The sequence below is a fragment of the [Anoxybacillus] calidus genome (genome assembly GCF_013760845.1).
In the GTDB taxonomy this organism is placed as follows: Bacteria; Bacillota; Bacilli; order Bacillales; family Anoxybacillaceae; genus Paranoxybacillus; species Paranoxybacillus calidus.
This window is the reverse complement of the sequence record NZ_JACDUU010000006.1, coordinates 13339-26783: the sequence shown is the minus strand read 5'-3', so window position 1 is coordinate 26783 and position 13445 is coordinate 13339. Positions and strand designations below refer to the sequence as shown.

The following is a 13445-nucleotide window of genomic DNA, read 5'->3' as shown; positions in this document are numbered from 1 at the left end:
CGTTTGGGACGAAATACTTTCCAATAATTATGTCCGAATTTTTTTATTAAATCTCATGTCAAAAAGCAGGAAATTTTATTTCATATTTTATTAGCTGAGCAGCTTTATTATCGTTCAACGTAAACTAAATTGCTCCATCATTATAATGGAGTCATATAAAAAACCCCTCTAGTTTCTTTTCTAGAGGAGTTAGTTGGCATTAGAGGTTTTAAAGGAATTACACATACGAATCTATTTTATGGCTCAAGGGAGTTTAGTTTGATAGTAAGAGTTTACTTTTCCGAATGGATCATTTTTTATCTTATCTTAAATAGTGCTTTGAGCTGCTACTTTATGAAGAGCGTTAGTGACTATTCCATATTCGCTTGCATGCGGGCGGTCATCTCCGTCTTCATAACCGTAATCAAACATGCGATTTCGATTGAGCGCAAGCTTTGTGAATGTCGGACGTAATAAATCAAATAGCTTGAATCGATCTTGTAAATGAGAAAATCTTCGTTGATAAGAAAGGATTTCCTCATGAATAATGCTCCAGAAATGAAGTTCAGAGAATTGTTCGTTTTCCTGTAGAATATTGCTTAAATAACGGAAGTGGCAAATGAATAATCCGGTTAAAATAAATTGTGTTAATCCTTCAGGCGGCTCACTACGTAAAACTTTTTTCAACTCAGGAGTTAACACTGACAGTTCTAGAAGCGGCTGATCACTAATATTCACATCATCTACAAAATCTTTCATAATGATACGTTCTGGTTTGTAGTCTTTCAGCACAAGCACTGTATTTTGGCCATGCGGTGAAAATACAGTACCGTACTGATATAAGTAATGAAGAAGTGGTGGTAAAATCGCTTTTGCGAGTTTATTGACCCACTGTTCGACTGTGAGACCTGATTTATGAATTAATTTTGACACAAACGGCGTTCCTTCATGATCAACATGTAACAATGCTGCAAGTGTTATCGCATGTTCATCTTCTTGTAGTTCATTATAAACGCTCTCCCTCCAAACGACACCTAACATTTCAAGATATTGGTAAGGAGCGCCCTTTAGTTTCGTGAAAGTACGATGGTTGACATTGATGGTTGCCACTTCTCCTAATAGTCCAAGACGGCACTCTTCTCTTAAAAACGAATCGTTTTCCAATATGTTTTTTATAAATGTTGTTACTTTAGGAGCAATCACCGTTCTCTCACTTGGTAATCCACGGTATACGAGCGTATTTAAAATGCTCATTGGCAACTTAACATGGTATTTCCTCTTATTTGTTACATTTACGAACGTTCGAATAGACTGTTGAGGAAGATACTCATCTTCTCCTTCTCCTAGAGGAATAATCTCTTTTTTAGCAATTTCCGGTGCGAACATTGAGACAATGATATTGTTCCATTGCCAAGCATGAATCGGCATAAAATAATAATCCTTTTCTTGTACTCCACTTGCCTCCAATTTTTTTGTAAAGATCTGACGTGTCTCTTCATCAAGCTCTTGTTCCATTACATAGTTATAAGACAATCCTTCTACTGAATGGAACGTCGCGATGTTTTTATGGACGGCAATCCATGAAAGCTGCACCTTTCTCTTTTGTTCAGGCGCATACAATACATAATCATCATATCCAAAACCGATGCGGCCTTTATTATAGGTAATCCACGGATGTCCAGTCATTTCCCCTTCCAGTTCTGCATAATCTAATTCAATCAGCTCGTCCATCGATTTTGATTTTTCTTTTAAGTGAGTGTCCGCTACTAATGTATGTAAATATTCTTTTATTAAATGTCCTGCTGTAGAGCTTGTCATGTTTCCTTCTTCCTGAATGCTAAGTAAAAGAGAAAGAGATAACGGTATATCTTTTGCTTCAGTTGTGATTATTTCAATGCTCTCAGGTAAAACATAGAAGCTATCAAACATTCGGGGTTTTGCTTGAAAACGATACACAGTTCCCTTTTTATCTACCCACTCGTAAGATTGAATGTCTCCTGTTTCACTAAGCAACTTTGGAGTGATAATTTCTTCATACATGAATTCTTGAATCATTTTCGCTAACAGCTTTTGATCCACATCGTTCCAAGCTTTCTCTGTTAACATGTGTAGAGGTGTTTCACAAATTCCCATAATATTCAACTCCCTTTTTTATTTTTGATATGAAAATAATTGGAAAACGTTTATTGAAAGCAATCGTATGAATGCTGCCTCCCAATGAAATAACGATGTGATCTTCGTTTTACTTTTTCTCTTTAAAGAGAGAAAACTGTATTGTGAAATACAATATCAATTTTTTCTCCCTACATTCCAAACTGTTGAAATACATTAGTTTCATATGTTGGATATATTTTTTTTCCTACTAATTGATTGATAATGGTCGCATTTCGAAACGCTCCTAATCCCAAATCAGGGGCACCAACACCATGCGTATGAAGCTCGCCGTTTTGAATAAATAAGTGGTTTTGATTTTCATTTTTTAACTTCACTCTATAATCTTCTTGAATGACAAGCTGGCCAGATTCATCCCACTCAATCATATTCATCATTCCATTTAAACAATCCGGGATATAAGGATGATAACCTGTTGCTAGAATGACTACATCACTTTCTATTTGCATACCTTTTTCCTGTTCGTGCTGATACAGAGATAAACAGTAATGGTTATTCCATTCTTCTATGGACACTAGTTCAGTCAACGCCTGCAGATGAACGCTCGGCGTTTTGTTTCCAACTGTTCGCTCATACAATAAATCATAAATATTAGCAATCGTGGTAAAGCTGATCCCTTTGTACAGTAAAGACTGATTGCTTAAGACGGCTTTTTTCTTTTGTTTCGGCAATTGATAAAAGTATCGTGTATAATCAGGCGAGAAATGTTCCAACCCAAGCTTTGAGTATTCCATTGGATAAAACCCTTTGGACCTTGTGTACCATGACAATTGATAATCATAGTCCGGTTGTTTTAAGAATAGGTCATGAAAAATTTCAGCTGAACTCTGCCCGGAGCCGATGACCGTAATCGATCTCGCTTTTAGGACGGTTTCCCGCTTGTGCAAATACTGTGAAGAATGAAATACTCGGTCACCGAGAAACGGTTGAAACTTTTCTGGAACATACGGTCTCGTTCCTACTCCTAATACGACATGTTTGGCGTGATAAATGTTTTGTTTCTTTTCGTTATAGGAGTAAACGGTAACACGAAAATATCCTTCCTCTGTCTGCTCAATATTCTGCACTTCGAACCCGAACTGAAGCTGTGGGAGCTGCTTGGCTACCCATTGGCAGTAATGATTGTATTCGGTTCGTGGAATATGAAATTTTTCAAAAAAGTAAAAACGGTATAATCTTTTGTGTTCATGTAAGTAATTTAAAAAACTATAAGGACTTGTCGGATCTACCATGGTTACAACATCAGCCAAAAACGGTACTTGCAAGGTGGTTCCTTCCAAAAGCATCCCTGGATGCCACTCAAAGCATGGTTTTTTATCAAAAAATAATGACCGGCATTTCGTCTTTTCCAGTAATGCTGCTAATCCAAGATTAAAAGGACCGATTCCCACACCAATAACGTCTAAAATCTGTTCATTTGCCAATCTGTCCACCTTCTTTCAAACACCTTCCGCTCGCATACCATCAATAACCCTGTTTTGTCAGGCAATTGGACCTCCTTTACAGGTTGAAAACCGCATTTTTTGAATACATGAATCATTTTTTCGTTTCGAATATCAGGTTCTGCAATGATTTTTTTTGTTTCTGGTATTTGTAGTTTTTTGTATAAAATTGTCATCAATAATGGATATATGAAACCTTTTCCTAGAAACTTTCTCGGTCCGATCAGTAAATGAATGCCTTGATCATATTCATCAAACTCATAATAGTTACCGATCATATCGCCCTTAACCCAGTAGGACTCCCAATAACTCATCGGTACACCATCCAGTTCACCAATCAAGAGAGTTTGATGGGCATCCTGTAAAAACTTTTGTAAATGATCTGCATAATCTTTAAGTGAAATGTTTAACTTCCAAAAAGGGATGACATGTTGTTCGTGCATCCATGAATGAAGCCGTCTTAGATCCTCTTTCATGCTCACTTGACGAAATGTAATCGTCTTTTTGATAATAGAATCGTATCGCTCAAAAGGATAATCCGGTTTAATGAAAACTTTAGACTTCATACAACTCACCTACAGTCACTGCCAAAGGGTTGGTCACAGAAACGTAAACAGATTGAGTCTCAAGAGGTCCGACAAGCTCATCCATATCGTGCACTCTTGTCAGCAAGTTGGCCTTGCATGGCAGCTTCTTTTCGTATAATAAAGAATCCAACAAGTTCGTATGATCACCTAAATTCTTTTTCAAGTCTTTCAACTCTTCTTTCAGCAATAATAATAATCGCTGTTCATCGATCAGTTGGTTGACTCCAAATGCATTGATCAAACCGAACAAGTGATTGAAAAAGACATAATAACGGAATCGTTCCTCTGCAATAGAGTCGGAACATATCGTATCGCTTTTTTCATTTAATGTCGGAACAAGCTGTTTTAATTTTTGAGCCTTTGATTCCATAAAATAGTAGCCTTGGTTATCACGATAATAAAAGGTTGATGGATAGCCTTGTTCATCGAGTTTTATTACAGAATTTTGCTGATGTGCTTCCAGAGCGATCCCGTAAACGGCATATAGCCAATAAAGTGGACGTAAGCTCACTTGCAGATAGCGAGCAAACCACTGTTCACTTGCCTGGCTGGTTGAAATGCCTTCCCGGTTCGCTATATCATAAATGATGTTCGATAAATGGGAGGCGCCCCCTGTTATATGATCTTGGCAAAGCGCCGCAAGCAATGTCGTCCGTGAATCCTCGCCCTTTTGAAACGGATTTTCACGGATAACCACTTCAAACCCTGTTTCTTCTGTTTCAAGCTTTAAATTTATAAAAGCAGGGTCTTGAATGATATGAAAATCCGGATGATGTGCTGCCAGTTGTTCACGAAGCTCACTATGTAGCAGACGGCTCACTTCTACACCGCGAGCCAGCTCTTTTCGCTTATTCACTCGCAATGAATTGGTGATTTTCACTGGGATTGAAAACTTGTACATAAATCTTGCCTCCGGATGATACACCGTCCGAACAGAAGATGTCGGATAAAATTTTCGGCCTTGCGGTCCGAGATAGGCAAGTTTTCCTTTTTGAATCTGATGGCAGATGTCTTCTCTTCCCAACAGCTTTCTCGCTTGCAGCGGATGAACAGGTATCAAAGAAAAGTCATCATCCTGGCAATATTTCTCTTTAAATGATGGAGAAATGAAAGGGTCATTCTTTAACTCTTCTTTTATAAGTTTGGAAGCCTTTTGGGGCAAAATAGAGTCTTCCTCTACAATGTCATTTGCTGCACGGAAATAATGAAGTTGAAAAGACCCTTTTCGCTCTGGAGCAAAAATATGTTCTTCATCTTCATCAATTCCTTGACGACTTTTCGGAGTCGGATGCACTTGATGTCCAATCAACAAGGATTGCTCTGATTGAAGAAACGTTTTTTCTGTTTGATAGCATTCTTCTAAGCTATCGATTCGATCTGAAATAATTCTTTTCATATTTTGATAGCTTAAAATGGTACGAATCATAAGCTCCTCCGTTTGAATAGGCTTATTGGATATGAGAGAGAATTCTTTTTGCATGAATGCAATTAATGTTATGTAATCAAGTTGTTTCACTTGATCGTTCTTCATTTGATAATACATAACAGGTGAAAACAGATGACGTTCTGTTACAGATTTATATTGAACGGGAATGTATAATGTCACAGACAGTTGGTTAAACGGAATGACTAATACATACTTGATCTCTTTATCTTCTATTTGAATAGGAACCTCATTAGGAAGCTTCCATTCCCCTTCTCCTGTTTCTTTCACATAACAATTGATCAAATTTTGTATTGTAAGATGATTAGTAATGAACGGAATATTCATACCTCTTCTCTCCTCGCTCTTTCTCTATTTTTTCTCCAACTTGTTTCATTCGTTCTATGTGAGTCTTCATCTTGCTGATCGTATTGAGAGGATTGAGCATTGTAAATTTTAAGTACACTTTTCCGCCTTGCCTTGTTTTTGCCATGATTAGTTCACCGCTTTGATAGAAAGCACGTTGAAGCTCAAGATTGATTTCGTCAACATACGATGGGTCTTCCCAACGTTGTGATGGGATGTAACGGAATAATAGAGCATTGATTTCTGGTTCATTTAGCACCTCGAAACGAGGATCGTTCTTTAGCAAATTGGCCGTTTCTTTAGCAAGATTAATAGTGTAATCGACCATTTCTCCAAACAAATGAGTCCCCATCAACTTGAAAGTGAACAACAGTTTTAAGGCATCGAACCGTTTTGTTGTTTGAACACTTTTTTCCACAAGGTTGATGATGCCATCCTCCTGATCTTCTTTAGGATTCAAGTAATCTGCATAATAAGCAATTTGCTTAAAGTCCTGTTTATGTTTCACAAAAAATGCACCGCAGCTAATGGATTGATAGTAAAGTTTATGAAAATCGATCGTTATCGAATCGGCCAAGCATAAATCGCTGACCAAGTGCCGATATTGATGAGAAAATAACAGGGCTCCTCCGTAGGCGGCATCGACGTGTAGCCATAGATGTTCTTCGTTTGCTAGCTTGGCTATATCTTTTAAACAATCGATACTTCCAAAATCTGTTGTTCCTGCCGTCGCCACAATCATAAATGGAAGAAGTCCTTGTCGTCGAAGCTGTACGATCTTTTTCTTTGCATCGTCTATACACAGTTGATGCTGGTCATTTGCCGCAACTTTTACCACCGCATTCATTCCCAACCCAAGCTGAGCCGCCGATTGTTGGACCGTAAAATGAGCATGTTCTGAGCAAAGAATTCGCAATCTTCTCGCCTCAAATGGAAGACCTTCCTCATGGACATTAACCGAAAAGTTTGTTTGGCAAGCTTTATTTCTAGCGAGCAGCAATCCCATATAATTGGATTGAGTTCCTCCGCTTGTAAAGATCCCATCTGAATCATGGGAATAACCAATCTGCTTTGTGAAGAAGTTGATTAGTTCTGTTTCAACATAAGTAGCAGCAGGGCTTTGATCCCATGAATCCATTGATTGATTAAGCGCATTGATCATCACTTCCGCAGCAATCGACGGAAGTAAAGGTGGGCAATGAAGGTGGGCCATAGAAGATGGGTGAGAAATCCATAAAGAATTTCTCACGATGACGTTTTGAATCTCTTCCATCACATCATCCATCTTCTGAGCTACAGTTGATAGATTGAACATCTCTTTCACTCTTGACTCAATCTCTTGACGGGAAGCCCCCGAAAAAGGTTTGTTGATCCTCATTGTTTCATTCGTAATTAACTTAACCACCGTATCCATAAGTGCTCGGTATGTTTTTACACTTTCATCACTCGGATGAAGAAACCAATGAACAAAGTTTGTTTTCATGATCATCACCTTCTAACGCAATCCAAATTGGGATTCAGCGCTTGCAATCGCTTCATAGAAACGATCCAACACTTCATCGATTTGCTCTTTTGAAATGATTAATGGTGGCAGTAGACGAATGACGCTGCTAAAACGTCCTCCGACTTCTAAAATAATCCCTCGTTTAAAGCATTCTTGTTGAATTTTTTTGGCAAGCTCGGGATAAGCCGGGTAACTACCAATTTGGTTTGGCTGCTTCATTGGATTGATGATTTCTACACCAATCATAAGTCCTCTCCCTCTTACATCACCAATTGAACTTACTTGCTTTTGAATGGATGTTAACTGCTTGATTATGTAAGATCCCATTTTATGTGCGTACTCCGGCAGCTGATTTTCCTTTACAAACCGTATTGTGGCTCGACCGGTAGCCATCGCCATTTGATTACCTCTGAATGTTCCGATATGAGCACCTGGTTCCCATTTATCAAGACGGCGGTCATATAAGACAACTGAAAGTGGAAGACTTCCCCCTACCGCTTTTGATAGCACAAGGACATCAGGCTCGATTCCAGCATGCTCGAATGCAAACATTTTTCCTGTTCGGCCGATGCCAGTTTGCACTTCATCAATAATAAGTGGAATGTTTCGCTCTTTTGTGATGCGTCGAAGCTCTTTTAACCATTCTATTGGCGCAGGTATTGAACCACCCTCACCTTGTACCACCTCTACGATGACACCAGCAGGAGTAACAATTCCGCTTTCTGGGTCATCCAGTAAATTCTCAATGTACGTACTGCTAATACGGTGTCCATCTTTTCCAATCCCGAACGGGCAACGGTATTCATATGGATATGGAAGAAAATGCGTATCTGGTACAAGTGCATGAATTTTCTTTTTCGGATCAGTTGTCCCGCTTACACTCAATGTGCCATGTGTGGAACCATGATATCCGCCATGAAATGATAGAATGGCTCTGTTGCCGGTTGCTGTTTTTACTAGCTTTAAGGCTGCTTCGATTGCGTCACCACCAGTCGGACCGCAAAATTGGATTTTTGCTTTTTCCGCAAATGAGCGTGGTAAAGAAGCAAACAGCTCATCAATAAAGGCTTCTTTAACCGGTGTTGTCAAATCAAGTGTATGCAATGGCAAATAGGATTTCATCACTTCTTCGATCGCTTCACGGACAACAGCGTGATTATGACCTAACGCTAGTGTGCCAGCTCCTGCTAAACAATCTATATATTGCTTCCCATCCATATCTGTAACATAAACACCTTCTGCTCTTTTAATGGCAAGCGGCAATCTTCTTGGATATGATCGTGCATTTGATTCCCTTTGAGCTTGCATTGTTAATAATGCTTCATTACTTGAATGAGTATGAATGGTTGTTTCCATCAATAAACACTCCTTTTTATTGAAAATCATAATCATTTCATTTTGGTTTTTATTGATAATGATTTTCATTTTCGTTTTATATTCATAGATTAATTGATAATGATTATCAAAGTCAATAACAAAAGTAAAAATAAGAAAAATTACCTAAATTAGGATGGTAAATAAAATCTAGACATATTCTATCGGTGAGCTAAATAAGAAAAGCGATACTAGTTTTGAAGTATCGCTGCCTTTAGCTCAAAAGAAATTGATTTAATCATTCAATAAAAAAATCATGAGGGAGTTCTCCCTCATGATTCCAATAATAATTGCTCTGGATCTTCGAGAAGTTCTTTTACTTTCACTAAAAAGCCGACCGCTTCTTTCCCGTCAATAATACGGTGGTCATAGGATAACGCTACATACATCATTGGGCGGTTTTCCATGCGCACTTCATCGATGGCGACAGGACGAAGTTGAATTTTGTGCATTCCTAAGATACCGACTTGCGGTCCGTTTAAAATTGGTGTGGACATTAACGAGCCAAACACTCCGCCATTGGTAATGGTAAATGTTCCACCTTGCAAGTCTTTTAAGCTTAATTTGTTTTCGCGCGCTTTTGTCGCTAAGTGTAAAATCTCTCGTTCAATTTCGGCGAAATTTTTCTTGTCCGCGTCGCGCACAACAGGAACCACTAGACCTTCGTCTGTCGACACGGCCACCCCGATATCATAGTATTTCTTCACGATGATTTCGTCACCTTGAATTTCTGCATTCAACAGCGGATATTTTTTCAATGCCGCTACGACTGCTTTCGTGAAGAAAGACATAAAGCCAAGTCGTACATCATGTTCTTGATAAAACGCATCTTTTCGACGTTTGCGTAAGTCCATAATCGCTGTCATATCAATTTCGTTAAACGTTGTAAGCATCGCCGCTGTGTGTTGAACTTCCACGAGCCGTTTCGCGATCGTTTGGCGGCGTCGAGACATTTTCATTCGTTCCACTGGTTTTTCCGGTTCAAACAGATTAGTCGGCTTGTCTGTTTCCACAGTTGGTGCCGATTGAGCCGGTTGATTCGAATACGCTTCTACATCTTGTTTACGTATACGGCCAAGCGGATCAAATGGCTTCACTTGGGATAAGTCAATTCCTTTTTCACGGGCTAGTTTTCTCGCCGCTGGTGAAGCAACTGGTCGTTGAGTTGGTCTTGTGACTGGTTCTTCCTTAACAATCGGCTCCTCTTTTCCAGCTGCCGGTTGACTTGGTTCTTCCTTTTCTTGTTTTTGTGGTGTTTCCTCCACTTGTGGAATGTTTGCTTCTGCTTCTGCTTCTTCTGACACAATCGCGATTGTATCCCCTACTTTGACTGTATCCCCTTCATTAAATAGGAATTTAGTGATGACCCCTGATTCTTCAGACATTAATTCTACATTAACTTTATCGGTTTCTAACTCCGCAATCGGCTCTCCTTTATGAATAAAATCTCCCGGTTGTTTAAGCCATTGAAAAATGGTCCCTTCCGTTATCGATTCTGCTAATTCTGGTACTTTGATTTCTGCCACGGTTATATCTCCTTTCGCCATTTTCGTTTGTATTTTTATCATTCAAGAGTTACGAACGTGTGAATGCTTGGTTTATAATTCGTGCTTGTTCTTTTTTATGAACAATTGGATCGCCTTCCGCCGTACTAGAGCGTCTTCTGCGACCGATATAAGAGACTTGAACTCCTGCTGGCGCCAATGTAAGCAGTCGAGGTTCTACAAAGTTCCAAGCTCCCATATTTTTCGGCTCTTCTTGTACCCATACGATTTCTTTTACATTCGGGAACTGTTTGACGTAACGAGAAATTTCCTCCATTGGGAATGGATATAACTCTTCTACCCGCAAAATATGGAACCAGTCCTTGTCTTTTACTTCTTCTAATTTTTCCGCTAAATCAATCGCGATCTTACCCGAACATAGGATTAAGCGTTCGACTTTCTCCGCGTCATGTCCTAATCCTGGTTGTGGCAACACCGGTTGGAAACTTCCTTCACTCAAATCCGATGCTCCTGATACGACCAATGGATGACGCAATAAACTTTTTGGCGACATAATCACAAGCGGCCGCACTTCTTCTTTTTGTAAAATCAACGCTTGACGACGTAAAATATGAAAATATTGCGACGATTTCGTCATGTTGGCGACCGTCCAGTTATTTTCAGCGGCTAATGAAAGAAATCGTTCCAAACGGGCGCTTGAATGCTCAGGTCCTTGTCCTTCATATCCATGCGGAAGCAGCATAACGAGACCGGATTTTTGTCCCCATTTCGCTCTTCCTGATGAGATAAACTGATCAATGATGACTTGGGCGGAGTTCGCGAAATCACCGAATTGCGCTTCCCACAGCACTAACGTTTCGGGAGCAAATACGTTATAACCGTATTCAAAGCCAAGCACACTCGCCTCGGACAATGGGCTATTATGAATCGCAAAAGACGCCTTGCTACCCGATAGTTGATGCAGCGGTGAAAATATTTTTCCTGTTTTGTCATCATGTAAAATCAGATGACGTTGGGCGAACGTTCCTCTTTCTGAATCTTGCCCTGTCAATCGAATTGGAATGCCATCTTGAAGAATGGTGGCAAATGCTAACGCTTCGGCATGGGCCCAATCGATTTTGTTCTCTTGAAAAGCGGTAATGCGTCGTTTCAATATTCGCTCCAACTTATTAAATACGTGAAAGCCGTCTGGCCATTGTACAAGTTCGTGATTTACTTGTTCGAGCACGTTAATAGGTACGCTTGTATCGATTTTCGGAATGCCTTTTTCCGCTACTTCTGGTGGATTCATTTCATAATCGAGTTCTTCTGTTACTTCAGATACTCTCCTATAAGCGGCTTGCAGCTTCTTCTCCACTTCTTCGGCAAAGCGATCAACTTCCTCCGCTGACCGTATGATCCCTTGCTGTTCCAGACGAGTAGCGTAGAGCTTGCGAACAGTCGGATGTTTACGAATGATTTGATACATTAATGGATTGGTCGCGGCTGGTTCATCCATTTCATTATGACCGTGACGACGATATCCAATTAAATCAATTAAAAAATCTTTCTTAAATGTTTGTCGGTAAATAACAGCTAAATGAGCGGCTGCGAGCACAGCTTCTGGGTCGTCTGCATTGACATGAACAATTGGAATTTCAAACCCTTTTGCTAAATCGCTCGCATATTTCGTAGAACGAGAGTCTTCGCTTTCCGTCGTAAATCCAATCATATTGTTCGCAATGATATGAATCGTGCCGCCTGTTTGATAGCCTCTTAACCGGCTTAAATTTAACGTTTCCGCCACTACCCCTTGTCCTGGAAACGCCGCATCACCATGGATTAAAATGGCAAACGACTTACTCTCATCTTGTTCAGGAAAACCAGGCTTATGGCGAGTTTCTTGAGCTGCCCGCGTATAGCCGACAACAACAGGGTTGACATATTCCAAATGGCTTGGATTATTAGCTAACGTAATAATCGCTCGAACAGTGTTCTCATTCTTGATTTTTCGATCTAATCCTAAATGGTATTTGACGTCCCCCGTCCATCCATATGTAATCCCAATTGAACCTTCGGATGGAATTAAATCTTTATTCGGTGCGTGTTGAAATTCCGCAAAAATCATTTCGTAAGGCTTTCCTAATACGTGCGCCAGTACATTTAACCGGCCTCGATGAGCCATGCCAATATTAATCAGTTTTGTTCCTTTTTGTACAGATTCTAAAATCATTTCATCGAGTAATGGAACTAACATATCAATACCTTCAATGGAAAAACGTTTTTGACCAACGAATGTACGATGTAAAAATTGTTCAAATACCTCTACTTCGGTCAACCGTTTTAGTAGTTCCATTTTCTTTTCATTAGAGATAGAAGGTTGATAGATGCCTGACTCAACCATTTGTAATAGCCAGTTTTTTTCTTCTACATCTTGGACATGACCAAATTCAAACGCTAGTTTCGATGTATAGACCTCTTTTAAATATTGAATCGCCTCAAACGCATTTTTAATATGGTTAGGCAAATGCGCACCTATAATGGAAGAAGGAATGGATTTTAAATCATCTTCTGTTAATCCAAACTTTTGAATATCAATATGACACGAATCTTTTTCAGACGTTTCTAACGGATTGATTTTGGCATCTAAATGCCCGAAAGTACGAATATAGTCGGCCAATTTGACTGCCTGAACATATTTTTCTAACAAGTTTGCCGGTACATTTGTGTGATGTACAACATCTTTCAGATCATCATTATTAGTGTCCTGAAACTTAGGAGGCCCCCACCGGTCAAACCACTCTTTCAATTCTGGATCAACTAGACTTGGATCTTGTAAATACCGTTCGTACATTTCCATGACATATCCAAGATTTGGACCGTGAAACTTTTCCCATGGATTTCTGAAGCTGTCACTAACCGTGTTCATTTTTGAATACCCTCCAAAGCTAATTAAATACGCCTTACATAATGATTCATCCCCGTTTTTTCCACACAAGTTCTCGTATGAAAGAGAGTGTTGCAAAACTAGAGTAAAATCCTCAAAATGGTGCAAAAGAATGCATAATAGCGATGATGCCCACATCAACGTGGTTGTTCTCAAAGTCACTATAA

General features: G+C 39.5%; 8 protein-coding genes. All 8 read right to left on the bottom strand.

The window, feature by feature from the left end:
- Positions 1–306: 306 nt before the first annotated feature.
- The 8 genes from HNQ85_RS12120 to sucA all read right to left on the bottom strand — a co-directional run bounded on the left by HNQ85_RS12120 (position 307) and on the right by sucA (position 13260).
- Entirely contained in the window at positions 307–2112 is a 1806-nt protein-coding gene (locus HNQ85_RS12120; protein WP_181537996.1) for an IucA/IucC family protein, read from the bottom strand.
- 170 nt (positions 2113–2282) lie between these two features.
- Positions 2283–3575 carry a lysine N(6)-hydroxylase/L-ornithine N(5)-oxygenase family protein gene (locus HNQ85_RS12115; RefSeq protein ID WP_220129215.1) on the bottom strand — a complete coding sequence of 431 codons (1293 nt, stop codon included), beginning with the start codon at positions 3573–3575 and terminating at the stop codon, positions 2283–2285.
- On the bottom strand, positions 3554–4159 hold the full coding sequence (locus HNQ85_RS12110; protein WP_181537994.1) for a GNAT family N-acetyltransferase: 606 nt from the start codon (positions 4157–4159) through the stop codon (positions 3554–3556). Before HNQ85_RS12110 ends, HNQ85_RS12115 begins: the two co-directional genes overlap by 22 nt.
- Positions 4149–5951 (bottom strand): IucA/IucC family protein, encoded by a 1803-nt coding sequence (locus HNQ85_RS12105; protein ID WP_181537993.1) that lies wholly within the window; start codon positions 5949–5951, stop codon positions 4149–4151. The genes HNQ85_RS12110 and HNQ85_RS12105 overlap by 11 nt, the downstream gene beginning before the upstream one ends.
- Positions 5929–7452, bottom strand: a complete 1524-nt coding sequence (locus HNQ85_RS12100) for a pyridoxal phosphate-dependent decarboxylase family protein (RefSeq protein WP_181537992.1) — start codon at positions 7450–7452, stop codon at positions 5929–5931. The genes HNQ85_RS12105 and HNQ85_RS12100 overlap by 23 nt, the downstream gene beginning before the upstream one ends.
- Positions 7453–7464: 12 nt before the next feature.
- Positions 7465–8865 carry an aspartate aminotransferase family protein gene (locus HNQ85_RS12095; protein ID WP_409994133.1) on the bottom strand — a complete coding sequence of 467 codons (1401 nt, stop codon included), beginning with the start codon at positions 8863–8865 and terminating at the stop codon, positions 7465–7467.
- 254 nt (positions 8866–9119) lie between these two features.
- The gene (gene odhB, locus HNQ85_RS12090) at positions 9120–10373 is read right to left on the bottom strand and encodes a 2-oxoglutarate dehydrogenase complex dihydrolipoyllysine-residue succinyltransferase (protein ID WP_181537990.1); all 1254 of its coding nucleotides are present in this window, start codon (positions 10371–10373) and stop codon (positions 9120–9122) included.
- 49 nt (positions 10374–10422) lie between these two features.
- Positions 10423–13260 carry a 2-oxoglutarate dehydrogenase E1 component gene (gene sucA / locus HNQ85_RS12085; RefSeq protein ID WP_181537989.1) on the bottom strand — a complete coding sequence of 946 codons (2838 nt, stop codon included), beginning with the start codon at positions 13258–13260 and terminating at the stop codon, positions 10423–10425.
- Positions 13261–13445 lie beyond the last annotated feature (185 nt).